At 76.3% G+C, this 1422-nt stretch carries 2 protein-coding genes and 1 pseudogene; all 3 read right to left on the reverse strand.

Annotated elements, in window-relative coordinates:
* The coding region (locus ICW40_RS20405) for a glycosyltransferase family 2 protein (RefSeq protein ID WP_374199194.1) at positions 1-305 on the reverse strand (305 nt) is incomplete at its 3' end.
* Positions 306-356: 51 nt separating this feature from the next.
* Positions 357-674, reverse strand: a complete 318-nt coding sequence (locus ICW40_RS20410; protein ID WP_260459527.1) for a WhiB family transcriptional regulator — start codon at positions 672-674, stop codon at positions 357-359.
* 221 nt (positions 675-895) lie between these two features.
* Positions 896-1422: pseudogene (locus tag ICW40_RS20415) on the reverse strand (hypothetical protein); the annotation flags it as partial.

Raw genomic sequence — 1422 nt, forward strand, 5'->3', positions numbered from 1 at the left:
GCGTGCGGGGTCGCGCTCGGGGTCGGCGGCTCGCCGGTGCCCGACCCTGCCCCGCCGCCCGCCGGCGCTGCGGCCTGGACGCGCGCGAGCAGGGCGCGCAGGTCCTCGTCGGGATGCGCGTCCCCGTGCGCCTCGGGCGCGGCGTCGACGACGAGGACCCGCTGCGGCGGACGCGTCTGGGCCAGCAGGGCGGTGAGGCTCTCCTCGACGTACTCCGTGACGCCACGGGTCACCAGGACCGCGGTCACCTCGGCCGTGCGGGGCCGGACGGTGGACGCTGAGGCCTGCGGGTGAGCCTGACTCATCGGCTGGTCATCGGGTCCCGTCGTGCGCCCGCGGGCGCATCGCAGGAGCGGTCAGACGACGCGCTTCTTGAGCTTGCGGCGCTCGCGCTCGGACAGGCCGCCCCAGATGCCGAAGCGCTCGTCGTGGGCCAGCGCGTACTCGAGGCACTCGGCGCGGACCTCGCAGCCCGTGCACACCTTCTTGGCCTCGCGGGTGGACCCGCCCTTCTCGGGGAAGAACGCCTCGGGGTCCGTCTGCGCGCACAGCGCGCGCTCCTGCCAGCTCAGGGCCGTCTCGTCGTCGGCGGCGCCGAAGAGGGGGACGACCGGGGCGACCTCGGTCGCGGCGTCGGTCGGGAACGCTGCGTCGTCATTGAGCAAGTTCCACATGTCCAGAGCCTCCGTGCCCGCGTCGGTGCCCCTCAGGGTTGCCTGTGCCGTGCGCCTGCGTGTCGTCGTTCCGTCCGGTGCCCCGCCGCGTCTGCCGTGGAGCACCGCTGTTCACCCTGCGAGAAAAGTCTCCTCGGTGGAATTACACGCGTGTCATCCGGCCGAGTCAAGCCGGGAGGTGGTAGATCAGCCGGTCGCCGCACCTGCGAGCGGGTGAAATCTCATGCCCCGGGGGCCGCGGCGCCCTCGGCGGCCGCGAGCGAGCGGTCCGGCGCCCCGAACCGCGCGAGGAGCAGCGCGCCCACGAGCACGGCCGCGAACCCCGCCGCGACGAGCGGCGCGGAGCCGGGGGCCCACCGGTCCCCCGCGAGCACGACGCCCAGCGCCGCGCCGAGGCACGTCTCGGTGCCGACCATGAGCGCCGTCGCCGGCACGACGGGGGCCCGCTGCAGCGCGGTGGCGGCGAACGCCATCCCGAGCAGGCCCGCGACGACGACGAGCCAGGTGCCCGGGAGCCGCGGCAGGTCCGTGAGCTCGGCGCCGGCGAGCCCGCGCGCCGAGAGCGCCATGAGGGCGAAGCAGACGCCCGCGAGCGTCCCGACCACGAGGCCGGCACGCCGGGCGGGGCGGATCCGGCCCGCCGCGAGCGCGAGGGCGACGACGACGCCGAGCGCCACGAGGAGCAGGAGGAGCGGGACGGGCGCGGCGTCGGCGGACGAGCCGGCGCTCGCGGCGAGCGCCACGAGAC

Source organism: Actinotalea ferrariae (assembly GCF_019733465.1).
GTDB lineage: Bacteria > Actinomycetota > Actinomycetes > Actinomycetales > Cellulomonadaceae > Actinotalea > Actinotalea ferrariae_A.